The following is a 22,473-nucleotide window of genomic DNA, read 5'->3' as shown; positions in this document are numbered from 1 at the left end:
GTAGTGTCTCGATCGTCTGGAGAGATCCTCCAGGCCGATCCCAGGAGGCATGCGTGCGTTTACGCAGACGGTCCGCCGTCGCCGGAATCCTCGCCGCGACCACAATCATCGCCGCCGCGCCCATCGGCGCCAGCGCGGCCCCCGCCGACCCGCAGCCGGCCGCGGCCACGCCGCTGACCGGCGAGCAACCCGACCACGACTACGACTTCGTCGACAACCGCGGCGGTCGCGCCGCGCCCACTGCCGGCCAGCGCTCCCTGGTCCGCGACGACAACCTGGTCACCCGCTGGAACAAGCTGGGCACCCCGGCCTCGGTCACCCCGGCCAAGGGCAGCCTCGCCGCCGGGCTCAAGGGCAGCCCCGAGACCGTCGCCCGCGCCTTCCTCAAGAACAGCGTGGGGCTGTTCTCGTTGCGCAGCGCCGCCGTCGACGACCTCGACACCATCGCCCAGACCAAGGTCGGCGAGGGCACGGTCGTGCTGATGCGCCAGCGCTACGGCAAGCTCGCCGCCGCCCACGACGGTCTGGTGGCCGTGGCGGTCAAGGGCGGCGACGTCCTGCGGGTCACGTCGTCGCTGAGCCCGCAGACCGCCGAACCGGCCGCCGCGACCCTCAAGCCCGACGCCGCGCTGGCCGCCGCCCTGGCCGACGCCGGCATCGCCCGCGACGAGCTCGCCGACTCCCGGGTCCGGCAGGTCGCGGTGCCGATGCCCGGCGCCGCCCCGCGCACGGCGTACGAGGTGGTCGTGCTGAGCAAGGACGCCGACCACCCGCTGGGCTACACGACCTACATCGACGCCCGCGACGGCAAGGTGCTGCTCCGGGAGAACCTGGTCAACTTCGCCGAGGACGACCCGCACTGGAAGGTCTTCCCGGCCACGCCGGCCGCGGCCGGCACCGACACCCGGCAGACGTGGTGCGCGACCACCGCGCCCGGCTGCGCCCGCCAGGTGCTCGACCCGGCCACCGGCAAGCCCTGGGACATCGACCCGGCCACCGGCACGCCGACCTTCACCAGCAGCGGCAACTCCGCCGAATCGGTGCGGCTGTGGGGCAACGGGAACCCGGCGGTGCCCGCCGCCACCCGGCCCGACCGCGAGTACGTCTACCCGTTCACCAACCAGTGGAACACCAGCAAGTGCGACCCGAACGCGCTGACCTCGCCCGAGCAGGCCGACGCCGACGCGGCCACCGCGAACCTGTTCGCCATGCACAACCGGATGCACGACTGGTCCTACCGGCTCGGCTTCACCGAGGCCACCTGGAACCTGCAGAAGACCAACGTGCTGCCGTACGGCAAGGGCGGTGACGCCGAGCGCGGCAACGCCCAGCAGGGCGCGGCCACCGCGACCACGCGCAACAACGCCAACCAGGCGACCCCGCCGGACGGCATGCAGCCGACCACGAACATGTACATGTGGCAGCCGTTCGCGGGCAGCGCGTACCCGCCCTGTGTCGACGGTGACTTCGACATGACGGTGATCGGGCACGAGTACACCCACGCGATCAGCAACCGGATGATCGCCGGGCCGGACAGCGGCATCAGCTCCAGCCAGGGCGGGGCGATGGGCGAGAGCTGGTCCGACCTGCTGGCGATGGAGTACCTGTTCGAGAGCGGCTACACCCCGCGGGGGAACACGCCGTACGTCACCGGCGCGTACGTGACCGGGGACGTGAGCACGGGCATCCGCAACTACGACATGAGCGCCAGCCCGCTCAACTACTCGAACTACGGCTACGACCGCGGTGCGGCCGTACACGCCGACGGTGAGATCTGGAGCGCCACGAACTTCGACGTGCGGCGCGCCTTCGTCACCCGGTACGGCTCGGGCACCCGGGCCCTGCAGGAGAGCTGCGCGTCCGGGGCGACGCCGGCGACCGAGTGCCCGGGCAACCGGCGCTGGGCGCAGCTGGTGTTCGACTCGTACCTGCTCGCGGCGACCGGCTCGATCAGCATGCTCGACATGCGCGACAACATGATCACCGCCGACGCGCTGCGCTTCGACGGGGCGAACGCCGACCTGTTGTGGAACGCGTTCTCCGCCCGCGGCATGGGCGCCGGCGCGTCCAGCGGCCCGTCGGACACCGACCCGGTGCCCAGCTTCGCGTCGCCGTACGCCGACAACGTCGAGGTGACGTTCAAGGCGCTGGGCGAGGCGGCGGGCAAGCCGGTCCGGCTCTACGTCGGCGACCACGAGTTCGGCACGACCCCGATCGCCGACACCGACCCGGCCACCGACCTGCCGGCCACGGTCACGCTGGCCCCGGGCACGTACAAGTTCCTCGCCATCGGCGCGGGCTTCGGTCACAAGCGGTTCACCCAGACCGTCTACCCGGGTGTCACCGCGACGGTCGGCGTGGTCATGCCGGCCAACCTGGCCTCGGCCACGTCCGGCGCCACGATCACCGGCGACGGCACCAACCTGGGCCGGCTCACCGATGACGCCGAGAACGCCGCGTGGTCCGCCACCGGCGGGGCGGCGGGCCGCCAGGTCACCGTCGACCTGCCGGCCGACGCGGCCAAGCTGGTCTCCCGGGTGCAGCTGAGCACCTTCCCGGGCCCGGGCGCCCCGACCGCGTCGCTGTACAGCACGGTGCGCCAGTTCGAGATCCTCACCTGCAACGCGACCGCGGGTGCGGACTGCGCCACCGACGCCGGCTACAAGGTGGCGTACACCAGCCCGGCGAACGCCTTCGACACCGGCTCGTTCCGGCCGAAGGTGCCGAACCTGCTGATCAAGTCGTTCCCGGTCCGACCGACCCTGGCGACCCACGTGAAGCTGCGGGTCCTGACCAACCAGTGCACGGGCAACCCGCTGTACGCCGGCGAGCAGGAGAACGACCCGCGCAGCGCCAGCGACTGCGCGACCGCCGCACCCGCCGCGGCCAACGTGGTGGCCGCGGAGTTCGAGGTGTTCAGCAGCTGACCCACCAGCCCGGGAGGAGCGCGGTGGCGGCCGCGTCCTCCCGGCGCCGGAAGTGTCGTACCGGTGTGGTCAGCTTCTGGGCATGGGCGTTCTGTGTGACTACTTCCGCGCCGCCGACGACGCGGCGGCGATCGGCGTGATGGAGCAGACCGGCGGCGGTCCCGCCGCGGTGGCGGGCGGCGGCCCGGTGGACGCGATCGACCTGAAAGGCATCGAGCCGCACGTGATCCTCGGACAGCTCGTGGCCCTCGCCGCGGGCGTCCCGTGGAGCGCACGGCTGGTCGGCACCGAGCTGATCTGGAGCGGCGGTGACGAGGGCCCCTGGCTGATGTCCATCCAGGACACGGTCCGGGACACCCTCGCCGCGGTCACGGCGGCGCGGATGCCGGAGCTGTCGGCGCGGTGGGGGCGCACCGAGGAGCTGGCCTCGCCGGGCCCGTTGCCGCCCGAGCAGCTGGTGCCCGTGATCGAGGAGATCGCCGGCCTGGCCCGGCGCGCCCGCGACACCGGCGAGCACCTCTACTGCTGGTGCTGCCTGTAGGCCTACGGGATCGGGCGCCGCATGGAGTAGGTGACCCCGTGCAGCCGGTGCGGCTCGTTGATCACGTGGATCGCGGCCCGGTCGTACGCCTGCCAGCCCGCCGCCCCGGCCCGGTTGAGGTGACGCAGGTCGTCGAAACGCTCGTCGGTGCCCCAGCGCAGCGTCCCACCCGGGTGGTGGAACGTGGCCGTCCAGTCCATGAACCGGTCGGCCCCGAAGGTGCCGGCCGCCCGGTACTCGAGTCGCGCGTATTCCCAATTCGTCACAGTCATGATTATCACTGGTGATCGCCGGACCGCACGCCCCGGCGGGCCCCTGCCCGGCTCAGGAAAACCGCCCGGCCGATCCTCAACCGGGTCACCGCCGCGCCGATAAGCGGGGACATGCAACCGGTAGCGCGAATCGGCATCCTGGGCACGGGTTCCTACCTGCCCGAGCACGAGGTCACCAACGAGGCTCTGATGGAGCTGGTGACCGACACCACACCGGAGTGGATCTCCCGCCGCACCCTGATCGAGGCCCGCCGCTTCGCCGCCCCCGACGAGGCGACCTCCGACCTGGCCACCAAGGCCGCGCTCGCGGCGCTCACCCGGGCCGGGATCGACGCCGACCGGATCGACTACCTGATCGTCTCCACCTCGACCGGCGACTCGCCGCAGCCGCCCACCGCCTCGCTCGTGCAGCACGCCATCGGTGCGCACCGGGCGGCCGCCTTCGACATCAACGTCGTCTGCGCCGGTTTCGTCTTCGGCCTGGCCCTGGCCGACAGCCTCGTCGCCACCCGGCCCGAGGCGGTCGTCCTGGTGGTCGCGGCCGACATCTACTCCCGGATCCTCGACTTCGGCGACCGGCGCACCGCCATCCTGTTCGGCGACGGGGCCGGGGCCGCGGTGGTCGGTGCCGTGCCTGCGCCGTACGGGCTGGTCGACACCGAGCTGATCACCCGCGGCGACGCCCACGAGCTCATCCACGTCAAGGCCGGGGGCAGCCGGCTGCCCGCGTCCGCCGAGACCGTGGCCGACGGCGACCACTACTTCCGGATGAACGGCCGCGGGGTGCGCGACTTCGTGCTGGCCGGGGTGCCGCCGGTGCTGGCCGACCTGCTCAAGCGGGCCGGGGTCACGCCCGGTGACGTCGACCACTTCGTGCCGCACCAGGCCAACGGCATGATGATCGGTGAACTCGTCGAGGCGGCCGGGCTGGGCGACGCCCGTACCCATCTGGTCCTGGACCGCTACGGCAACACCGGCAGCGCGTCCGCGGCGATCGCGCTCGACGCGGCCGCCCGGGCGGGCGAGCTGCACGACGGCGAGCTTGTCCTGCTGGCCGGCTTCGGCGGCGGCATGTCGGTGGGCGCGGCGCTGCTGCGCTGGTACGGCAACTAGCGGCTCAGTTTCGCGCCGAGGAAGAAGATCCCGGGCTGCCCGCTGGTCTCGAAGCCCGCACTGCGGTTGCCGCGCAGGGCCGAGCCGGTGAGCGTGAGGGTGCCGGTGCGGTCGTTGCTGACGAAGAAGACCGCACCGCCGCCCTCGTTGGCGTGGTTGTCGCGGATCACGGTGTCCCGGATCGTCACGGCGAACGCGTTGCCGTCGGTGTAGATCGCTCCGCCCGAGCCCCCGCCGGGGGTGCCGCCGCGGGCCGGGTTGGCGCCCCGGCCGATCGCCTTGTTGCCGGCGAAGACGCTGTTCAGCACGGTCCACGAGACGCCGATGCTGCTCAGCGCGCCGCCGTTGGAGCAGCGGCCGCCGGTGAAGGTGCTGTGCACGACGTACACCGGTTGCGACTGGGAGAGCACGCGGATCGCGGCGCCGCCGAGGTCCTGGCCCGTACCGTCGCAGCGGTTGGCCGTGAAGCGGGAGTTGACCACCTTCAGCCGGCCGCCGCGGACGAAGATCGCGCCTCCGCCGCCGCCCTCGGCGGTCTCGCCGGTGGCGTCGCCGCCGGTGAAGGTCAGATTCTGCACGGTGAGCCGGGGTGTGGCCTGATCCTGGCAGTGCGAGGTGGTGAAGCGCTGGGCCTCGTCGCAGGTGTTCTGGTAGAGGATGCGCCGCTTGCCGCCGCCGCTGAGGGTGACCCGGCCACCACCGTCGAGCACCACGAGGGGACCGTGGTCGTTGCGGACCTTGGCGGTGGCCTTCATGGTGATCGTCACCGGCGCCGGGCCGCAGTCGAAGGTGATCACCCCGCCGGCCGCGACGGCCGCCACCACGGCGGCCGACGTGCAGCTCGCGGGTGTGCCCCGGCCGACGACCCGGTCGGGTTCGCGGGTGTCCTCCGCCCGGGCCGCGGCCGGCACCGCGGCGTCACCGTCGGGGTTGCCCGGGCTCGGCAGCGGCCGAGGCGGCTTCGGCTTCGGGGCCGGGGAGGCGGACGAGGGTGCGGGGGCCGTGGCGGCTGAGGGGGCCGCGGAAGCCGGCGCCGGCGCGGAAGCCACCGGGGCCGGCGAAGCGAGCGGAGTGTCACCGGTGCAGCCGGCCAGGGTGAAGGCGCAGGTCACGGTCAGGGTGAGGGCAAGCGGGAAGCGCACCGCACGATGCTAAGTGGCAGCATGACTGCGGAACAGCCGGGCCGGGTTGTCGATTCGCGGCCGGCTGAAACGTCGCAGTGGTGACCGGGCCCGCACAGGGGTCCCGCGCGAACGGATGACCGACATGGCGAAGTACCTGGTGCTGATCTACGGCGACGAGCAGGAATGGGCGAACACCGGGCCGCAGGAGCGGGCACGGATCGAGGCCGGCCACCGGCGGTTCGCGGCGACGGCCGGGGCCGCGGTGCTCGGCGGGCACGAGCTGATGCCGCCCGGCACGGCGACCACCCTGCGTCAGGGGGCGGCGGACCGGCCGACGGTCACCGACGGGCCGTTCCTGGAGAGCAAGGAGGTGCTCGGCGGCTTCTACCTGCTGGAGGCGGCCGACCTCGACGCGGCGATCGCCCTGGCCGGGCTGCTGCCGGAGGTGTCCGCGAGCCACAGCGGGGTGGAGATCCGCCCGATCCGGGAGCACAACTGATCCCCGAGGGCGTCCGCGGGGCCGTCGCGGACGCGCACCGTCGCGAGTGGGCCCGGGTGCTCGCCGCGACGGTGCGCGTCACCCGCGACCTGGACCTCGCCGAGGAATGCACCCAGGACGCCTACACCCACGCCCTGAGCAGCTGGGCCGGCCACGGGATCCCCGAACGGCCCGGAGCCTGGCTCACCACCGTCGCCCGCAACCGGGCCCTGGACGCGTTGCGGCGCGCGGCCGTGCTGCGCCGGACCCTGCCGCTGCTGGTGATGGAGGAACCGGTGGCCGGCCCGGCCGAGGACGACCTCCTGCGGCTCATCTTCACCTGCTGCCACCCGGCGCTGGCGAGCGACGCCCAGGTGGCGCTCACCCTGCGGCTGCTGTGCGGGCTGTCCACCGCCGAGGTGGCGCGGGCGTTCCTGGTGCAGCACGCGACCATGGCGGCCCGGATCACCCGGGCCAAGAAGAAGATCGCCGCGGCGCGGATCCCGTACCGGGTGCCGGGACCGGACGAGCTCGGGAAACGGCTCGACGCCGTGCTGGCGGTGCTGCACCTGGTCTTCACGACCGGCCACACGGCGCCGATCGGGGCGGTGCTGGCGCGCCGCGACCTCGTGCACGCCGCCCTGGACCTGACCCGGACCCTGCACCGGTTGCTGCCCGGGCACGCCGACATCGCCGGTCTGCTGGCGCTGGAGCTGCTCACCGACGCCCGGCGCGACACCCGGGTCTCCGCCGACGGGCGGCTGGTCCTGCTGGCCGACCAGGACCGCAGCCGGTGGGACCGGGCCCAGATCGCCGAGGGTGCGGCCCTGCTGGGCGAGGCGCTGCGGGCCGGACCGCCGACCCGGTACGCGGTGCAGGCCGCCATCGCCGCCGTCCACAGCGAGGCGCCGACCTGGGCGGACACCGACTTCACGGAGATCGTCGGGCTCTACGACGTGCTGCGCGAGCTGTGGCCCTCGCCGGTGGTCGAGCTGAACCGGGCGGTCGCGCTCGGGGAACGCGACGGTCCACAGGCCGGCCTGGACGCGCTGACGCCGTTGCTCGCGGAGCCCGCCCTGGCCACCTACGGCTATCTGAGCGCGACCCGGGCCGACTTCCTGCGCCGGCTGGGCCGCCGGGCCGAGGCCGCCGGGGCGTACGAGGAGGCACTGGCCCTGACCGACAACGACGTCGAGCGGGCTTTTCTCACCGCCCGGCTCGACGAGGTCCGTTAACGGTCGACCGGCGCGTCCCAGTCGGGCAGGGGCACTCCGGGCCGGGCGAACGCCGCGAAGTCGGTGGTGTCGCGGAAGGCGGGGATCCGGTGGAGCGCCCGGGCGTACGACCACAGGTGCGGATACACGTGCAGACCCGGGTTGATCGCGCGGAAGGCGTTGGCGCCCACGTCGTAGCGCACCAGCGTCACCCAGAGCCGGATGTCGGCCTCGGTCAGGTCGTCCCCGAGCAGATAGCGCGATCGGGCCAGCCGCCCGTCGAGCTGCTCGAACGCCTCCAGCAGCGCCTCGCGGGCCGGTCCGGGGCGCCCGGCCGCGCCGACGCCGTGGTTGACCGCCGGGCCGAGCCAGCGGTCCAGCTCCTCGATGCGCTCGCGCAGCCGCGGCGGGTACGTCTCCACCAGCGGGTCGGCCAGGTGCCGGAACCGGGTCGCCAGGTCGATGCCGATGCCGTGGCTGTCGTTGCTGACCAGCCGGGACCCGGCCCGGTCCCAGAGCGCCGGGACGCTGACGTGGCCGTCGAAGCCCTCCTCGGTGGCCTCGTAGACCTCGCGCAGCAGGGTGAAGCCGTTGACCGGGTCGGGGCCGTACTGCTCCCGGAAGGCCCAGCCGCGACCGTCGCGGGCGCCGTCGACGAACGACATGGTGACGATGTCCTCGAGGCCGGCCAGGGCGCGGGTGATCGCGACCCGGTGGGACCACGGGCAGAACCAGCCGCCGTACACGTGATAGCGGAAGGGACGGGCGGTGAACTCGCCGTCGGTGGTGATCCGGCCGGTGAAGCGCAGCAGCGGCCCGGGGGTGTCCGGTATCCGGTACTCGCCGAAGGTCGCGGTGTCGACGGGACCGGCCAGGCGGGTGGCGGGCGACAACGGCATGACCCTCTCCTTCACACGGGCGAGACGGCGTCCAAAGCCTAGCTCTGCGATAGGAGATGGGCAATGCCCGCGACGGGGGCCTACGCGGCGGTCTGGGTGGCCTGGACGGCCATCCGCGACCAGCGCATCGCGTCCATCACGGTGCCGGTCAGGTCGTCGCCGACGTACGCCGCGGCCACCTCGGCCAGGTCACCGCGCTCGTAGGCGTTCACCACCCGCAGCACCTGGCCCAGCGGCCCGGCCCCCCGTTCCAGGGCGGACGCGATGTCGGCGCTCAGCGGCAGCTGGTGTGCCATCGCGGCGGGGGACAGGCCGAGCATGGCCGCCACGGAGGTGATCAGGCCGGCCATGAACGCGGCGTCCGAGGCGGCCCCGAAGGCACCGGCCACGTTCTCGCAGAGCCGGGCCCGGGTCAGCGCCTCGGCCATCTGCACCTCGGTCGCCTCGGCCACGTCGTCGACCACCATGAGCATGGCCCACTGCCGGATGTGGGCGACGCCGAGCATGACGACGGCCTGGCGTACCGAGGAGATCCTGGTGGTGGCCCCGACCGCCGCGGAGTTGCTGGCCCGCAGCACCCGGATGGTCAGCGCCGGGTCGCCCGCGATGATCGACAGGATGCGCTCGAGGTCGGTGTCGGGGGCGGTGAGCGCGCCGAGCAGTTCCAGCCGGCGCAGCCGCGACGGGGTCAGTGAGGTGGCGGTGAGGACCTGCGGGCGGCTCAGCACGTACCCCTGGCGCAGCTCGAAGCCGTAGCGGTTGCTCAGCGCGAGGTGCTCGGTCGTCTCCAGGCCCTCGGCGACGATCTGGATGCCCGGGTACGCCCGGCAGGCCGCGACGATCTCGTCGAGGTGGGTGAGGTCGCCCTGGAGCAGATCGAGCTTGACGTACGAGGCCAGTGGCAGCAGCCGCTCGTGCCCGGAACCGTAGACGAAGTCGTCGAGGGCGATCCGGTAGCCCTGGGTGACCAGGTTGGCGACCCCGGCGACGACCTCGTCGTCCACCGTGACGGTCTCCAGCACCTCCAGCACCACGTGTTCCGGGCCGAAGGGCAGCACCAGCTCACCGGTGAGGAACTCGCGGGTCAGGTTGATGAAGCAGGTCCGGTCGCCGACGACCTCGTCGATGCCGAACTCGGTGAACGTGTTGACGATGACCTGGCTGGTCGCGTACGTGTCGCGGCGGCCGGCCTCGACGGCGTCCATGCTGCCGCGGAACAGCAACTCATAGGCGACGACGTCGCCGGTCCGGTCGAAGATCGGCTGCCGGCCGACGTGCACGAGCTGTGTGCCCGGCAGGGGGAGCGGCACCGTGGGTTTCACGGCCTGACTGATCGGCCGGCACCGCGGCGCCTTGAGGTTTCCGCCCCGATCATCGCAGCGTGTTCTGATCGTGCACCAGCAGCCACCGCTCGCCGTCCCGGGCGAAGACCAGGGTGAGCAGGTAGCTCAGCTCGTACGGCCGGCCCTGGCCGTCCAGGTCGTGGTAGTCGGCCGCGAAGATCGCGATGCCGGTGTCGCCGGCCACCACCGTGCGCCGCAGGTCCAGCTCCCAGCTCCAGTCCGGGTCACCGAACCAGTCCCGGTGGAAGGCGGCCAGCTCGTCGTGACCGCTGAGCAGGGTGCCGTTCGGCATGATCAGACTGACGTCCGGATGCACGGTCGCGAGATAACCGTCGAGGTCCCGGCGGCCGATGGCGGCCAGGTGATGATTGACAGCAGCGGGGAAGTCCATGGCGCGCATCATGGCACCGCAGGACGGGACAGCGGCACCGATTTCGGTGTGACAGGATCTCGGCCCGTGCCCCTTCGCCGGATCCTCGTGCTGGTCTTCGCCGTCACAGCCGCCGTGGCGGTGCTGAGCGCCCTCACCGGCTTCACCGGCTGGCTGCCGGGCGCGTCCGGCGTGCTGGCGCTGCTGACGGTCGCGCTGTATTCCGCCCGGTACGTCGCGCGGCCGGTGCCCCGCTGGAGCCTGACCGCGGCCGCCGTGGTCCTGGCCGCCGCGTCGGTGGTGACCCAGCTGCACACCGACCCCATCGCGGCCGGCTTCTCCGAGATCACGGCGTTCCACGAGCAGGCGGCCGAAGGCCGGTACGCCGAGGCGGTGCTGCTGGTGATCGCCGTGGCCGCCCTGACCGTGGGAGTGCTCGCTCTGCCGCAGTTCCGGCGGCCGATCCGGCTGACCGCGGCCGCGTGCGTCGTCGCGCTGGTGCCGGTCGCCGTGGTGGCGATGGACGCCGCGGACGAGCGCGACCTCGCGCCGGCCGTTGATCAGGTGGCGCTGGTGCGGCATGTGGCACCGGGCATGCTGGCGACTGTGCTCGGCGGGCTGCTGCTGGTGCTCGCCGTCTCCCGCGCGGACCGGTGGTTCCTGGCGCCGGCGGGTGCGCTGCTCGTCCAGCTGGCGGCGGCGCACGCGGCCTGGGGCATGTCGGGGTCGTGGTACTTCGCGGAGTCGCTGCGGGGCGTCGAGACCAGCTCGGCGTTCCTGGAGCCCGGCTTCCGGACGGACGTGTCGGCCGCGGCGAGTGCGACCCTCGACTTCGAGGTCGGTGCGGCGCTGGCTTTGATGGCGTTGCTGGCCGGGCCGGCGCTGATCGCGGCCGGCGCTGCCCGCACGGCGGGTGACCGGGCCACCGCCGGCGGCCCGGCCTGACACGACGCCGACGGTGATACCGGTCAGCCTCGCGGGGGCACCGGCAGCGTGCCGAGGGTGAGTCCGTGCACGACGAAGGCGGCGGCGGCCTCCGCGGCGGTCCGCCTGGTGTCGTCGGTCAGTTCGCCGGTGCCCCAGTCGGAGATGCCCTTGACCATGATCCATCCGCTGCGGCGACCGGCTGTGGCCGCGTAGACCCCGGTCAGTTCCATCTCGCCGGCCGATGCCTCCTCGAACTCCCGGCGCAGTTCCGCACGCAATGTCGCACTGCTGACGAGGGTGCTGCCGGACAGGACCGTACCGAAGTGGACCGGTCGTCCGGTCCAGCCGTGGGTCGCCGCCTTGAGCGCCAGCAGCAGCGGCGTGCTGGCCTGGACCCGCTCGCCGCGCCGGAGGATCCGTTCGCGGCCGCCCTCGTCGGTGACTTTGCGGTGGTCGACGTTGTGCACGTACTCGGAGACGACGACATCGCCGAGCTCCTGTTGGCCGTTGTCGTACCGGCGCGACCACAGCCCGAAGCAGATACCGGCGAGGATCACGTAGTCGGGCCGTACGGCGGGAATGAGTCGTTCCGCGGTGAGCATCATCGCCGCCGGGGTCACGATGCCCTGGGCGGCCTGGGCGAGCAGCACTTCGGTGCCGTGGTCACCGAGCCGGCCCAGGCGGAAGATCGGATAGCCGGCCGCAGTGTCCGGTTCGGCCGGTCGGCCGTTGCCGGCGGCGACCGCGCTGATGACCGCGTCCCGCTCGATGTCGAGCACGGTCAGGACGAGGACCCGGATGCGCCGGTTGATCGTCGTTTCCAGATGGGCGAGGGTTCTCTTCTGCCGCTTCTTGAACGTGCTGGCCTGCCGCCAGGCCGCGACGGCGAGGCAGAGCAGGACGACCAGGCCGAGCGGTGGCATCAGCCAGCCGAAGATCCGTGCCTCGGTGGTCGCCGGGGCCGGACCGGAATCATCGAGCACCATGCGATCGATCAGCCACATCGCGGCACCGGTCCAGGTCGCCGGCCGGTCGGGGCAGTCTCCCGCGGCGGCGCACGCGGTGGCCTCGGCGTCCGCGGTGAGCCGGGCCACCACCGCGACGACGAGTGCCGTACCGGTCAGGAGCACCGGAATGAAGCTGATGGGCCGATGTGCGCCCGGATCCGGTGGCACGAACCCACCGCCGTCGAGCACGACGCGTACGCCAGGCCGGTCGGGGCCCGAATCGTTCGCGGACGGTGCGGCCGCAACAGCCTTCCGGGCCTCCGCGGTCGTGATGCCACGCTCCAGGCACATCAGCGCGTGGGTGCCCTCCGCGACGTCCGGTCGGATGTTGGCCCTGGCCAGGTGCTGCGACCGGTCGAGGGCGGCCCGCAGGAGCCGATCGGCCTTCGCCGGGTCGGCCAGGTGGACCAGGACCACGGGTCCCGCGTGGTGGCGTCGCCGGTGGCGGCGAGGTGCGCGACCGCGTCGGCCGCGGCGAACTGCTCGGTGAGCCAGCCGGTGTCGAAGAGGTCACCGACGGCGGCCCGCGCACCCAGCGCGGTGGCCTTGCCGGCGCCCGCCTCGTTGCGCACCAGCGCGGTGACGCTGTGCCCGGCGCCGACCAGCTCCGCGATCAGCGCCGACCCGAGATAACCCGTTCCACCTGTCACTACGATCGTCATGACCTCGACGCTAGACCCGGCCGGGCGACCACGGTACGTGACGATCGCCGCGCCCGGACCGGGAACAAAACGCGCCTCAGGCCTCCTGCAGCGCGGCCAGGACCTGTGCGCCGAACTTGTCCAGCTTGCTCTGGCCCACACCGTTCACCGTGGACAGTTCGGCCAGGCTGCCCGGGCGCTGGGTGGCGATCTGCCGCAGCGTGGCGTCGTGGAACACCACGTACGCCGGGACTCCCGCCTCCTTGGCCGCCGCGGCCCGCCACGCCCGCAGCCGCTCGAACACCGGCGCGGCCTCGGGTGGCAGGTCGGCCGCCGGTGCCGCCGCCTTGCCCGTGCGGGCGCGGGGGGCCCGGGCGGCGCGTTCCGGCTCGCGGCGCAGCATGACCTCGCGTTCCTTGCGCAGCACGCTGCCGCTCTCGTCGGTCAGCACCAGCGTGCCGTAGTCGCCCTCGACCGCCAGCAGGCCCTGGGCGAGCAGCTGCCGGACCACGCCGCGCCACTCCGCCTCACGCAGCTCCGCACCGATGCCGAACACGCTCAGCTCGTGGTGGCGGAACTGGGTGACCTTGTCCGTGGTCTTGCCGAGCAGGATGTCGATGGACTGCCCGGCGCCGAACTTCTGGCCGCGCTCGCGCTGCAGCCGCAGCACCGTGGAGAGCAGCTTCTGCGCCGGCACCGTGCCGTCCCAGGACTCCGGGGGATTGAGGCAGGTGTCGCAGTTGCCGCAGGCCGCCGCCGTGGTCTGGCCGAAGTAGGCGAGCAGCTGGCCGCGCCGGCACTGCACGGTCTCGCAGAGCGCGAGCATGGCGTCCAGGTGCGCGGCGAGGTTGCGCCGGTGGGTGAAGTCGCCCTCGGACGTCTCGATCATCTTGCGCTGCTGCACCACGTCCTGCAGCCCGTACGCCAGCCACGCGGTGGACGGCAGCCCGTCGCGCCCGGCCCGGCCGGTCTCCTGGTAATAGCCCTCGACGGACTTGGGCAGGTCGAGGTGGGCGACGAAGCGCACGTCGGGCTTGTCGATGCCCATGCCGAACGCGATCGTGGCCACCATGACCAGGCCGTCCTCGCGCAGGAAACGGGACTGGTGGGCCGCGCGGACGCGGGCGTCGAGACCGGCGTGATAGGGCAGCGCGGGGATGCCGTTGTGCACCAGGAACTCGGCCGTCTTCTCCACCGAGGCTCGGGACAGGCAGTAGACGATGCCGGCGTCGCCGGGGTGCTCGGTGCGCAGCAGGTCGAGCAGCTGCCGGCGGGGCTCGTTCTTGGCGACGATGCGGTACTGGATGTTGGGGCGGTCGAAGCTGGCGGTGAAGTGCCGGGCGCCGGTCAGGTCGAGCCGCTCGGCGATCTCGGCGTGGGTGGCCGCGGTGGCGGTGGCGGTCAGCGCGATGCGCGGCACGTCGGGCCAGCGCTCGTGCAGCATCGACAGGTTGAGATAGTCGGGACGGAAGTCGTGGCCCCACTGCGACACGCAGTGCGCTTCGTCGATGGCGAACAGCGAGATCCGGCCGCGGTCCAGCAGCCGCTGGGTGGCCGGGACGCCGAGGCCCTCCGGCGCCACGTAGAGCAGGTCGAGCTCACCGGCGACGAAGGCCTGCTCCACCCGCCGGCGCTCGGTGAGATCCTGCGTCGAGTTGAGGAAGCCGGCCCGCACGCCGAGTGTCCGCAGCGCGTCGACCTGATCCTGCATGAGGGCGATGAGCGGCGAGATCACCACGGCGACGCCGTCGCGCACCAGGGCCGGGATCTGGTAACACAGCGACTTGCCGCCGCCGGTGGGCATCAGCACGAGGGCGTCGCCGCCGGCGATGACGTGCTCGATGATCTCGCGCTGCTCACCGCGGAAGGCGGCGTAGCCGAAGACCCGGTTGAGCACGTCGACGGCGGACCGGGGGATCTCGGGGGCGGAAGTCACCCCCGAGATAGTAGTGACTCCCTCCGGAGCGGGCCCGGACCCTGTGGACAACGTGCGGAGTCCTACAGGCCCGGCAGGTCCAGCGTGTGGGCGGTGTGGGTGGCCTTGGTGGCCAGGTAGCGCAGGTTCGCCGCCGACAGATGGACCCCGGTCGGGATGCGCTCGGTCACCTCGACCCCGCGCGCCTCCAGCTGGGCCGCCTTGTCCGGGTTGTTGCTCAGCAGCCGGATCCGCCCGGCGCCCAGCGCCAGCAGCATCTGCGCCGCCGCCGTGTAGTCGCGCTCGTCCTCACCCCGGCCCAGCGCCACGTTCGCCTCGTACGTGTCCAGCCCCGCGTCCTGCAGCGCGTACGCGTCCAGCTTCGCGTACAGGCCGATGCCACGGCCCTCCTGGCGCAGGTAGAGCAGCAGGCCGCCCGGCTCGGCGATGCGCTCGACGGCCTCGCGCAGCTGCGGGCCGCAGTCGCAGCGCTGGCTGCCGAACACGTCACCGGTCAGGCATTCGCTGTGCGGGCGGACCAGCGGGGTCGCCTGCACCGCGCTCTCCCAGTCGCCCAGGCCCAGCGCCAGGTGCTCGCGGCCGTCGACCAGGCCGTCGAAGGTCAGGACCCGCGCGGTGGTCGCATACCCGTCCGCGAAGCGCAACGGGACCGTGACACGCGTCCGTACCGTGGCTGGCGGGATCGTCCCGACGTCGAGCGTTCCCCAGCCGGCCGTCTCGGACATCGGCCCCCCATTTCGATCGGACAGTTCAGGTTCCCAGATCACGGCTTGCTCAGTCCCGGTAGCGCTCGGAAAGGGCGTAGCGCAGCAGCACCACGTCGCCGATCTGCCGGACCTCGGTCAGGTCGGCCCGGCGGTCCGGGCCCCACGGGAAGCTGCCGTCGCCGACGAAGCGCGGCGCCCGCGAGTCGCCGACGAAGAACGGCGCCACCACCAGCTGCAGCTCGTCGGCGAGGCCGGCGGTGAGGAAGCCGGTGTGGATCGTGCCGCCGCCCTCGACCATCAGCCGGCCGACGCCGCGGGCGGACAGGTCACCGACCACCCGGCGCAGGTCGAGCGGATCGCCACCGTCGATCACCGTGGCCACCTTGCCGATGCGCTCCTCGGCTCCCGGCAGGGCCGGGGTGGCGCAGTAGACCAGCTTGTCGGCGTCGCCGAGGGTGAAGAAGCGGGCCTCCGCGTCGAGGTCGCAGCCGTTGGTCACGGTGACCTTCATCGGGTCCGGTGGCAGCCCGCGGGCGAGCCGGGCACGGCGGCGGTTCTCGTCTCGGATCAGCAGCCGCGGATTGTCGACCCGGACCGTGGTGGCGCCGACCAGGATCGCGTCACAACCCGCCCGTACCTCATCGACCCGGTCGAAATCAGCGTCGTTGGACAGCAGCAGCCGCTCATCGGTCGGGCTGTCGACGTAGCCGTCGATCGACATCCCACAGCTGAGCAACACGTACGGTCGGTCGAGCACGGACGCTCCTCCTCGGGAGCGACCATCGTCACTCCGGCGTCCACCATAAGTCGAACGGCCGGCGGCGGCCTCCTCAAGCACCGGTGCTGACCAGCTCCCGCACCGGCAGCATGAGCGTCTGCGGCGGCACGACCACCGGCTCGGCCGCCCTGACCACGGCGGCGGCCCGGATCCGCGCCTTCGCGCGGGCCCCGGCCAGGGCCCGGGTGACAATGACCACCAGGCCGGGCAGCGCGGCCACGAAGGCGAACAGGCCGTACACCACGGCGATGGTCAGGCCCTGGGTGGCGCTGAGGCCGGCCGCGCCGAACGCCCACGCGGTCACGCCCTCGCGCGGGCCCCAGCCGCCGATGTTCACCGGCAGCGCCATCGACAGCAGCGCGAGCAGCATCAGCGGGGCCAGGCGCAGCAGCGAGGCGTCGGATCCGGCGGCCCGGGCCGCGACGACGAAGGTCGCCAGGTGACCGGCCAGCACGATCGTCGAGGCGAGCACGATGCCCGGCCAGTTGCGCCGGGCCAGCAGCCCGGCGCGGACCTCGGTGACCCCGGTCCGCGCGGCCCGGGCCCAGCGGGACGCGCCGCTGCGCAGCCGCCCGACGAAGAAGATCACCAGGGCCGCGAGGCCGACGGTGGTCGCGGCCGCGACGGCGAGTCCGCGGGCGTTGGCCTGCAGGTGCGACAGAACCGGCGACGGTACGGTCAGCAGCACCGTCACGCCGACGGAGACGAGCACCACCTGACCGGCGGTCCGTTCGAGCACCACAGCTCGTACGCCGCGGCCGACGTCGCCCTCTTCCCGGCCGTGCTGCACCGCCCGGTCCACGTCACCGAGCACGCCGCCCGGCAGCGCCGCGTTGATGAACAGCGCCTTGTAGTAGTCGGCGACGGCGCCGCGCAGCGAGAGCTTCATCCCCAGGCCGCGGGCCACCAGGCACCACCGCCACGCCGAGAAGACGGTGGTCGTGACGCCGATGGAGAACGCGAGAGCCAGGGCCGGGCCGTCGATCACCCGGAGGCCGTCGAGGAAGGCGCCGGTGCCCAGGCGCCAGAGCAGCACGGCGAGGATCCCCACCCCGCCGAGTACCCGTACCCACGCCCAGATCGATCGGTTCATGCTACTGCCCCCTCAGGTTCACCCTTACTGGGACTAGTACGTCCCGGCGGCGGCAGGTGGTTCAGTCTTTCTGCGCGAGAAGATCTTGATGCCCTACCGTTACCCGCAGCCGGCCCGCCTCGGCGGCCGCCGTCCGGGCCGCCAGGTAGGCGTCCAGGTCCAGTTCAGGACGCTGGTCGGCGGCCGCGGCGACCCAGCCGCGCAGCCATTCCGCGGCCAGCGCGCCCTGCTCGGGCCCCAGCTGCCACGGGCTCGGCCGTACGCTCACCGACACCCCGGCCTTCGCGAACGCCTCCGCCGCAGCGCCGACCGCCTCCGGCCCGAGCAGCCGCCGCTCGCCGACCGAGCGCCGCTGGTGGGCGTTGAACGCCTCGGTGACCTGGGCGTCGAGCGGATCGGCGGGCTCCAGGACCACCTCGCCGACGACGGACAGGGTGAACAGTGCCGGAGTGTCCGACGCCACACAGACCTCGGCCAGCGCGGCCACCTCGTCGGTGGTGAACAGGTCGAGCAACGCCGAGCAGGTCACCAGCGACGTGTCCGCCAGGTCGGCCACTGTCAGATCGGTGACATCGTCCTCGGCGGTCTCCACCGTCACCGCGGTGCCGTCGGCGGCGGCCGCCGGCAGGTGTGCGGCGGCGTGGGCGAGCAGCGCCGGATCGCGGTCCTGCAACACCCAGCGCTGCGGGCCGGGCAGCTGCGGCGCCAGCCACCGGCCCATCGAGCCGGTGCCGCAGCCGAGGTCACGGATGACCAGCCCGCCGGCGGCCGGCAGGCGCAGCGTCGCGATCAGGTCCCGGGCCCGGGCGGCCGCGTCGGCGGGCTCGCGCAGGGTGAGCCAGGTCGAGCTGAACTCTCCGGTCATGGGTGCAGTACCTCGCTCAATCGTCGTGTCGTGAAGTCCCAGCCGCGGAGGCCGGCCCGGCGGGCGAGGGCCGCGGCCCGCCGGTCGTGGCGCAGCGCCGGCTCGGTGAGCCAGCGACGCAGCTCAGCGGCCAGCGCTTGCGGGTCACCCGGGGGCACGAGCGCCCCGGGCAGGCTGCCGTCCGGGGCGGTGCCCAGCGCCTCCGGCACGCCGGCGACCTCGGTGCCGAGCACGGGTACGCCACGCGCCAGCGCCTCGGTCACCACCATGCCGTACGTCTCGGCCAGCGACGGCAGCACCAGCAGGTCCGCCTCCGCGTACGTGCGGGCCAGCGCCTGCCCGGTGCGCGTCCCGGCGAACTCGATCCGGCCGGGGGTGGCCGCGGCCAGCTCCCGTACCCGGGTCACGAAGTCCGGCGCCCGGTCCAGAGCGCCGACCAGCGTGCAGGTCCAGGGCAGATCGGCGACGAGCCGCAACGCTTCGACCAGTACGTCCTGGGCCTTGCGCGGGGTCACCGCCGCGACGCAGAGCAGCCGGTCGCCGGCGGTGCTGGGCTCCGCGAGCGGTGCCGGGTCGACGCCCGGCGCGGCGACGTGCACGCTGCCGGGCGGCAGATCGTGCAGTGCCTCCAGACGCCGTGCCGCACCCGCGCTGGTCGCCACCACCGCGGCTGCGGTACGCAACGACCGGCGCTCGCGGGCGGTCAGCCCGGATGCCTCGGCGGGGGAGAGCCCCGTCTCGTCCCCGAGCGGCAGGTGCACCAGCACCACCAGCCGCAGCCGGTCCGCCAGCGGCTCCAGCAGCTCCGGCACCGCGCAGCCGACCAGGCCGTCCAGCAGCACCGTCGAGCCGCGCGGCACCTGCACCAGCGCCCGCGCCAGCACCGACCGGGCCGCCTCCGCCGGGTACGGCCAGGCCGCCGCGACGGCGATCTCGTGCACGTCGCCGGTCGCGGCCAGCCCGGTCAGCACCCGGCGGTCGTACGTGTTGCCACCGCTCGGGGCGGCCGGGTCGTCGATGCCACCCGGCAGCACCACGTGCAGGGCAGCGGTCACAGGTTCCGCTCGTAGCTCGCCCACGCGATGTGCGACTCGTGCAGGGTGACCGCGATGCCGGTCAGGCCGCGCGCCCCCGCCCCGAGCTCGCCCGAGTCCGCCTTGCCGGCCAGCCGGTCCGCGATGATCTTGGCCAGGAACTCCGTCGACGTGTTGACGCCGGCGAACTCCGCCTCGTCGTCGAGATTGCGGTAACTGAGCGCGCCGCAGATGGCGTGCAGCTCCTCGCTCGCCCGGCCGATGTCCACGACGATGTTGTCCGCGTCCAGCTCGGGACGCTTGAACGTGGCGTCGACCACGAAGGTCGCGCCGTGCAGCTTCTGGGCCGGTCCGAAGACCTCCCCCGAGAAGCTGTGGGCGATCATGATGTGGTCACGGACGGTGACGCTGAACATTCACTCTCCTGTCGGGTAGCTGATCAGGTGGCACAACGCGGGCAGCTCCCCGCTGGTCAGTCGCGGCATGACCGCCGGCAGCTCGGCGAACGCCGACTCCCCGGTGAGCAGGGCGTCGAAGATCGGGTCGGCCAGCAGGTCCAGGGCGATCGCCAGCCGATCGGCGTAACTGCGGCGCCCGCGCCGGGCCGGGGCGATCCCGCCCACCTGACTGCTCTTGACCACCAGGCGGCGGGAGTGGAAGAACTCGCCGAGCGGGACGCTGACCTCGCGGTCGCCGTACCAGCTGAGCTCGATGACCGTAGCCTCCGCGGCCAGCAGCTCCAGCGCCCGGGTCAGGCCGGCCGAGGTGGCGCTGGCGTGGACGACCAGGTCACAGTCGCCGGCGGCGTCCGCGGGCAGGGCGAAACCGACGCCGAGGGCGGCGGCCAGCGTGGCGCGTTCCGGGTTCGCGTCGACCAGCTGCACCTTGGCGCCGGGGAAGCGGGCCAGCACGGCGGCGACGCTGGCGCCGACCATGCCCGCGCCGACCACGGCGATCCGGTCACCGACCAGCGGCGCGGCGTCCCAGAGGGCGTTGACGGCGGTCTCGACGGTGCCGGCCAGCACGGCGCGGCTCGCCGGCACGCCCTCGGGCACCACGGTCACCGCGTCGGCCGGCACCACGTAATGGGTCTGGTGCGGGTACAGGGCGAAGACCGTGCGGCCCAGCAGCTCCGGCGGACCCTGCTCGACGACGCCGACGTTGAGGTAGCCGTACTTCACCGGGGCCGGGAATTCGCCCTCCTGGAAGGGCGCGCGCATCGCCGCGTGCTGGCTCTCCGGCACGCCGCCGCGGAACACCAGGGTCTCGGTGCCGCGGCTCACCCCGGAGTGCAGCGTGCGGACGAGCACCTCACCGGGGCCGGGGTGGCCGACGCTCACCGGCCGGATCTCTCCCCGGCCGGGCGCGGCGAGCCAGAAGGCGCGGGCCTGACCCGTCATCGGTAATTCTCCTCCGAGCGCTGAACCGAACGCGCGGATCAAGCGTGTTCAGTGACGACAGCGGCAACCATACGCGGCAACGGATCTTGCCCACCCCGGAGGCACGGTGACTATCAGTATCGCCACGATCACGGCTCGCGAGAGCCGGGGACCGATCGTCGGCCTGGCCGCCCATCTGATCCTGGTGACGGCCCTCGCCGCCACCGTGGGGGTCAGCCCGGCCGGCTGGCTGGCCGGTACGGCGTACGCCGTGGTCCTGGCCGTGGTCCTCGGCGCGGGCCTGCGCCGCAGTGGAATGCGCGCCCTCGGCCCCGCGAACGCCGTGACCCTGGGCCGCGCGACGCTGGTCGGCGGCGTGACCGCCCTGGTGGTGACCTCCTTCACGGCGCCGGTGCCGGTGCCGGTGCTGGTCACCCTGATCGGGGTGGCGCTGGCCCTGGACGGCGTGGACGGCCAGGTGGCCCGGCGCACCAACTCCACCACGAAGCTGGGCGCCCGCTTCGACATGGAGGTCGACTCGTTCCTGGTCCTGGTGCTGAGCATCGCGGTGGCCGGCACCTTCGGCTGGTGGACGATCGCGATGGGCGCGTTCCGGTACGTCTTCGTCGTCGCCTCGTGGGCGTGGCCGTGGCTCAGCGCCCCGCTGCTGCCGAGGTTCTCCCGCAAGGTCGTCGCGGCGGTGCAGGGCGTGGCGCTGGTGGTCGCCACCGCGAGCCTGCTGCCCGAGGCCGTCGCGTTCGTCGTGCTGGCCGCCGCGCTGGCCTCGCTGACCTGGTCCTTCGGCCTCGACGTGCGGTGGCTGTGGCGCGAGGAGAGCCGCCGCCGGCTGAACGTCGCCCGGGCCCGGGTGGCGCAGCGCCGAGTGGTCCTCTTGCCGGACCCGCGTCGCCGGCCGGCCTCGGTGAACGCCTGAGGCCGGTCAGGCGACCCGGGCGATCGCGCCCGGCGGGGGAGCGGGCACCGCGTCCGGATGCAGAATCGCCGCGATCGCCTCGACGCCGTCGATCAGGCGGGGGCCGGGCCGCACCACCAGGGCGTCACCGTCGATCGCCCACACCTGAGCTCCCGGGAAGTGTGCCGGGAGCCCCGCGGCCTGTGCGGCGGCTCCGTCCAGGTGGAAGCCGCACGGGGTGACCAGCACGATCTCCGGGTCGTCGGCGGCCAGCTCGGCCCAGGTCGTCTGCACGGACCGGGCCCCCGGCCGGGCCGCGACCGGGTCACCGCCCGCCGCCGTGACCAGGTCGGGCACCCAGTGCCCGGCGGTGAACGGCGGTTCCACCCACTCCACGACGGCCACCCGGGGACGGGCCCGGCCGGCCACCGCTGACGCGACCGCCGTGAGCCGTCCCCGCAGACTCGTGACCAGTGCCTCCGCGCGTGGCCGCACACCCGCCCGGGCGCCGACGGCGAGGAACGTGTCCAGCACCTCCTCCAGCGAATACGGGTCCAGCGACAACACGTCGGCCCGGCAGCCCAGATAGTCCAGCGCGTCCGACACGTGGTCGGAGGGCAGCGCGCACACCCGGCACAGGTCCTGGGTGAGGATGAGGTCGGGCGCGAGCTCCGCCAGCGCGTCGGCGTGCAACGTGTACAGATCGCCGCCCGCCGTCAGCTGCTCCTTCACGTACGCGTCGATCTCGCCCGGGTCCATGCCCCGCGTGTCGCGGCCGCCGACCACCACCGTCTTCTCCTGCCGGGCGGCCGGTGGCTCGTCGCACTCGAACGTGACGCCGACGAGGTCGTCACCGAGGCCGAGGGCGTACACGATCTCGGTGGCGGACGGGAGCAGCGAGACCAGGCGCAT

The 22,473-nt window shown here is 73.2% G+C and carries 23 protein-coding genes; 7 read left to right on the top strand and 16 right to left on the bottom strand.

Annotated features, from left to right (window positions below):
• The first annotated feature begins 53 nt into the window (after window positions 1-53).
• Complete coding sequence (locus AB0C12_RS00535) at window positions 54-2,927, top strand: M36 family metallopeptidase (protein WP_360542592.1); 2,874 nt, start codon at window positions 54-56, stop codon at window positions 2,925-2,927.
• Between the two features lie 82 nt (window positions 2,928-3,009).
• Window positions 3,010-3,468 (top strand): hypothetical protein, encoded by a 459-nt coding sequence (locus AB0C12_RS00530; RefSeq protein WP_360542590.1) that lies wholly within the window; start codon window positions 3,010-3,012, stop codon window positions 3,466-3,468.
• Window positions 3,469-3,470: 2 nt separating this feature from the next.
• On the opposite strand, the gene AB0C12_RS00525 is transcribed toward AB0C12_RS00530, so the two are convergent.
• On the bottom strand, window positions 3,471-3,740 hold the full coding sequence (locus AB0C12_RS00525; protein WP_360542588.1) for a hypothetical protein: 270 nt from the start codon (window positions 3,738-3,740) through the stop codon (window positions 3,471-3,473).
• Between the two features lie 111 nt (window positions 3,741-3,851).
• Between AB0C12_RS00525 and AB0C12_RS00520 the strand changes: the two genes are divergently transcribed.
• Window positions 3,852-4,853 carry a ketoacyl-ACP synthase III gene (locus AB0C12_RS00520; RefSeq protein WP_360542586.1) on the top strand — a complete coding sequence of 334 codons (1,002 nt, stop codon included), beginning with the start codon at window positions 3,852-3,854 and terminating at the stop codon, window positions 4,851-4,853.
• On the opposite strand, the gene AB0C12_RS00515 is transcribed toward AB0C12_RS00520, so the two are convergent.
• Window positions 4,850-5,995 carry a hypothetical protein gene (locus tag AB0C12_RS00515; protein ID WP_360542584.1) on the bottom strand — a complete coding sequence of 382 codons (1,146 nt, stop codon included), beginning with the start codon at window positions 5,993-5,995 and terminating at the stop codon, window positions 4,850-4,852. The two genes, AB0C12_RS00520 and AB0C12_RS00515, sit on opposite strands and share 4 nt — an antisense overlap.
• A 124-nt stretch (window positions 5,996-6,119) precedes the next feature.
• Here AB0C12_RS00515 and AB0C12_RS00510 point away from each other — a divergent pair, with 124 nt between their 5' ends.
• Together AB0C12_RS00510 and AB0C12_RS00505 are read left to right on the top strand one after the other, a co-directional pair.
• On the top strand, window positions 6,120-6,476 hold the full coding sequence (locus AB0C12_RS00510; protein ID WP_360542582.1) for a YciI family protein: 357 nt from the start codon (window positions 6,120-6,122) through the stop codon (window positions 6,474-6,476).
• Window positions 6,477-6,532: 56 nt separating this feature from the next.
• Window positions 6,533-7,690 (top strand): DUF6596 domain-containing protein, encoded by a 1,158-nt coding sequence (locus AB0C12_RS00505; RefSeq protein WP_360542580.1) that lies wholly within the window; start codon window positions 6,533-6,535, stop codon window positions 7,688-7,690.
• On the opposite strand, the gene AB0C12_RS00500 is transcribed toward AB0C12_RS00505, so the two are convergent.
• The 3 genes from AB0C12_RS00500 to AB0C12_RS00490 all read right to left on the bottom strand — a co-directional run bounded on the left by AB0C12_RS00500 (window position 7,687) and on the right by AB0C12_RS00490 (window position 10,302).
• Window positions 7,687-8,568, bottom strand: a complete 882-nt coding sequence (locus AB0C12_RS00500) for a glutathione S-transferase C-terminal domain-containing protein (RefSeq protein WP_360542578.1) — start codon at window positions 8,566-8,568, stop codon at window positions 7,687-7,689. The genes AB0C12_RS00505 and AB0C12_RS00500 overlap by 4 nt on opposite strands.
• A gap of 80 nt (window positions 8,569-8,648) precedes the next feature.
• Window positions 8,649-9,878, bottom strand: a complete 1,230-nt coding sequence (locus tag AB0C12_RS00495) for an HDOD domain-containing protein (protein WP_360542576.1) — start codon at window positions 9,876-9,878, stop codon at window positions 8,649-8,651.
• A 61-nt stretch (window positions 9,879-9,939) separates the two neighbouring features.
• Window positions 9,940-10,302, bottom strand: a complete 363-nt coding sequence (locus tag AB0C12_RS00490) for a nuclear transport factor 2 family protein (protein WP_360542574.1) — start codon at window positions 10,300-10,302, stop codon at window positions 9,940-9,942.
• A gap of 66 nt (window positions 10,303-10,368) precedes the next feature.
• On the opposite strand from AB0C12_RS00490, the gene AB0C12_RS00485 reads away from it, so the two are divergent.
• On the top strand, window positions 10,369-11,226 hold the full coding sequence (locus AB0C12_RS00485) for a hypothetical protein (RefSeq protein ID WP_360542572.1): 858 nt from the start codon (window positions 10,369-10,371) through the stop codon (window positions 11,224-11,226).
• 23 nt (window positions 11,227-11,249) lie between these two features.
• Here AB0C12_RS00485 and AB0C12_RS00480 read toward each other — a convergent pair whose 3' ends face one another.
• The 10 genes from AB0C12_RS00480 to AB0C12_RS00435 all read right to left on the bottom strand — a co-directional run bounded on the left by AB0C12_RS00480 (window position 11,250) and on the right by AB0C12_RS00435 (window position 20,669).
• The gene (locus AB0C12_RS00480; RefSeq protein WP_360542570.1) at window positions 11,250-12,338 is read right to left on the bottom strand and encodes a hypothetical protein; all 1,089 of its coding nucleotides are present in this window, start codon (window positions 12,336-12,338) and stop codon (window positions 11,250-11,252) included.
• A gap of 167 nt (window positions 12,339-12,505) precedes the next feature.
• Window positions 12,506-12,877 (bottom strand): NAD-dependent epimerase/dehydratase family protein, encoded by a 372-nt coding sequence (locus AB0C12_RS00475; protein ID WP_360542568.1) that lies wholly within the window; start codon window positions 12,875-12,877, stop codon window positions 12,506-12,508.
• 76 nt (window positions 12,878-12,953) lie between these two features.
• Window positions 12,954-14,792 (bottom strand): DNA helicase RecQ, encoded by a 1,839-nt coding sequence (gene recQ, locus AB0C12_RS00470; RefSeq protein ID WP_360542566.1) that lies wholly within the window; start codon window positions 14,790-14,792, stop codon window positions 12,954-12,956.
• A 62-nt stretch (window positions 14,793-14,854) separates the two neighbouring features.
• Entirely contained in the window at window positions 14,855-15,517 is a 663-nt protein-coding gene (gene ribA, locus AB0C12_RS00465) for a GTP cyclohydrolase II (protein WP_360542564.1), read from the bottom strand.
• Between the two features lie 49 nt (window positions 15,518-15,566).
• Window positions 15,567-16,256: a dihydrofolate reductase family protein gene (locus tag AB0C12_RS00460; RefSeq protein ID WP_360542562.1), complete on the bottom strand. Its 690-nt coding sequence runs from the start codon at window positions 16,254-16,256 to the stop codon at window positions 15,567-15,569.
• A 73-nt stretch (window positions 16,257-16,329) separates the two neighbouring features.
• Window positions 16,330-17,370 (bottom strand): lysylphosphatidylglycerol synthase transmembrane domain-containing protein, encoded by a 1,041-nt coding sequence (locus tag AB0C12_RS00455; protein WP_360542560.1) that lies wholly within the window; start codon window positions 17,368-17,370, stop codon window positions 16,330-16,332.
• Window positions 17,371-17,431: 61 nt separating this feature from the next.
• The gene (locus tag AB0C12_RS00450; RefSeq protein WP_360542558.1) at window positions 17,432-18,235 is read right to left on the bottom strand and encodes a methyltransferase domain-containing protein; all 804 of its coding nucleotides are present in this window, start codon (window positions 18,233-18,235) and stop codon (window positions 17,432-17,434) included.
• Window positions 18,232-19,290: a glycosyltransferase family 4 protein gene (locus AB0C12_RS00445; protein ID WP_360542556.1), complete on the bottom strand. Its 1,059-nt coding sequence runs from the start codon at window positions 19,288-19,290 to the stop codon at window positions 18,232-18,234. Before AB0C12_RS00445 ends, AB0C12_RS00450 begins: the two co-directional genes overlap by 4 nt.
• Window positions 19,287-19,685, bottom strand: a complete 399-nt coding sequence (locus AB0C12_RS00440; RefSeq protein ID WP_360542554.1) for a 6-carboxytetrahydropterin synthase — start codon at window positions 19,683-19,685, stop codon at window positions 19,287-19,289. The genes AB0C12_RS00445 and AB0C12_RS00440 overlap by 4 nt, the downstream gene beginning before the upstream one ends.
• Window positions 19,686-20,669 (bottom strand): zinc-binding alcohol dehydrogenase, encoded by a 984-nt coding sequence (locus AB0C12_RS00435; RefSeq protein ID WP_360542552.1) that lies wholly within the window; start codon window positions 20,667-20,669, stop codon window positions 19,686-19,688.
• A 106-nt stretch (window positions 20,670-20,775) separates the two neighbouring features.
• On the opposite strand from AB0C12_RS00435, the gene AB0C12_RS00430 reads away from it, so the two are divergent.
• Window positions 20,776-21,582, top strand: coding sequence for a CDP-alcohol phosphatidyltransferase family protein (locus AB0C12_RS00430; RefSeq protein WP_360542550.1), 807 nt, complete (start codon window positions 20,776-20,778; stop codon window positions 21,580-21,582).
• A 6-nt stretch (window positions 21,583-21,588) separates the two neighbouring features.
• On the opposite strand, the gene AB0C12_RS00425 is transcribed toward AB0C12_RS00430, so the two are convergent.
• Window positions 21,589-22,473: an ABC transporter substrate-binding protein gene (locus tag AB0C12_RS00425; RefSeq protein WP_360542548.1), complete on the bottom strand. Its 885-nt coding sequence runs from the start codon at window positions 22,471-22,473 to the stop codon at window positions 21,589-21,591.

Origin of the sequence: Actinoplanes sp. NPDC048967, assembly GCF_040649415.1 — a bacterium.
Classification (GTDB): domain Bacteria; phylum Actinomycetota; class Actinomycetes; order Mycobacteriales; family Micromonosporaceae; genus Actinoplanes.
Note: the sequence above shows the minus strand (reverse complement) of the source record. Positions and strands in the feature narration are given on the sequence as shown.

Excerpts from the sequence above, each read along its gene's own strand:
- AB0C12_RS00435 (WP_360542552.1), bottom strand. The coding sequence starts at position 20,669 with ATGACGGGTCAGGCCCGCGCCTTCTGGCTCGCCGCGCCCGGCCGGGGA.
- AB0C12_RS00530 (WP_360542590.1), top strand. The coding sequence starts at position 3,010 with ATGGGCGTTCTGTGTGACTACTTCCGCGCCGCCGACGACGCGGCGGCG.
- AB0C12_RS00490 (WP_360542574.1), bottom strand. The coding sequence starts at position 10,302 with ATGGACTTCCCCGCTGCTGTCAATCATCACCTGGCCGCCATCGGCCGC.
- AB0C12_RS00500 (WP_360542578.1), bottom strand. The coding sequence starts at position 8,568 with ATGCCGTTGTCGCCCGCCACCCGCCTGGCCGGTCCCGTCGACACCGCG.
- ribA (WP_360542564.1), bottom strand. The coding sequence starts at position 15,517 with ATGTCCGAGACGGCCGGCTGGGGAACGCTCGACGTCGGGACGATCCCG.
- AB0C12_RS00425 (WP_360542548.1), bottom strand. The coding sequence starts at position 22,473 with ATGCGCCTGGTCTCGCTGCTCCCGTCCGCCACCGAGATCGTGTACGCC.
- AB0C12_RS00525 (WP_360542588.1), bottom strand. The coding sequence starts at position 3,740 with ATGACTGTGACGAATTGGGAATACGCGCGACTCGAGTACCGGGCGGCC.
- AB0C12_RS00510 (WP_360542582.1), top strand. The coding sequence starts at position 6,120 with ATGGCGAAGTACCTGGTGCTGATCTACGGCGACGAGCAGGAATGGGCG.
- AB0C12_RS00450 (WP_360542558.1), bottom strand. The coding sequence starts at position 18,235 with ATGACCGGAGAGTTCAGCTCGACCTGGCTCACCCTGCGCGAGCCCGCC.
- AB0C12_RS00440 (WP_360542554.1), bottom strand. The coding sequence starts at position 19,685 with ATGTTCAGCGTCACCGTCCGTGACCACATCATGATCGCCCACAGCTTC.
- AB0C12_RS00475 (WP_360542568.1), bottom strand. The coding sequence starts at position 12,877 with ATGACGATCGTAGTGACAGGTGGAACGGGTTATCTCGGGTCGGCGCTG.
- AB0C12_RS00520 (WP_360542586.1), top strand. The coding sequence starts at position 3,852 with ATGCAACCGGTAGCGCGAATCGGCATCCTGGGCACGGGTTCCTACCTG.
- AB0C12_RS00455 (WP_360542560.1), bottom strand. The coding sequence starts at position 17,370 with ATGAACCGATCGATCTGGGCGTGGGTACGGGTACTCGGCGGGGTGGGG.